Here is a 470-nt window from a genome sequence, read left to right as displayed (position 1 = left end):
CTTTCGATGATTGATATGTTAAGAAATATTTCTGTCCAGTTCGATAAGCAAATTATAATCTCAACACATGATGAAAATTTCTTCGAGCTACTACAAAAGAAAATCCCAACGGAAATATTTGAATCCAAATTTATCACGTTAGAGTCTTATGGTGTCGTTGCTAAAAGTACATCGCCAAAGGATAAGGCGTTTACGTTTTTTTCGGAGTGAATAAAAACTATTTTGACCAAGAAAATTTACAATCTAGTTCGGAGAACTAAGGTATAAATAGTATGGGGCTCACTATAGCCCCTTACACCTCGAAGTGAATCTGTTTGGAGGTGTTTGTTATGATAAACTCTGCTTATCGCTCAAAGCGGACGTAATGAAACCATCCCCAATCCGCTTCATGCCAGAAGTAGCCATTGCTAAGTAAATAAAAATGCTTCAGTGACATATGTAAATCGATATGTAATGAAGCAGGAATGAGC

General features: G+C 36.2%; 1 protein-coding gene. It reads left to right on the top strand.

Going from position 1 to position 470, the window contains the following annotated elements; all coding sequences use genetic code 11:
* The coding region (locus tag JHD74_RS26765; protein WP_233169702.1) for a hypothetical protein at window positions 1-210 on the top strand (210 nt) is incomplete at its 5' end.
* Window positions 211-470 lie beyond the last annotated feature (260 nt).

This window comes from Serratia sp. ASV30 (assembly GCF_016428815.1).
Classification (GTDB): Bacteria; Pseudomonadota; Gammaproteobacteria; order Enterobacterales; family Enterobacteriaceae; genus Chania; species Chania fonticola_C.
Note: the sequence above shows the minus strand (reverse complement) of the source record. Positions and strands in the feature narration are given on the sequence as shown.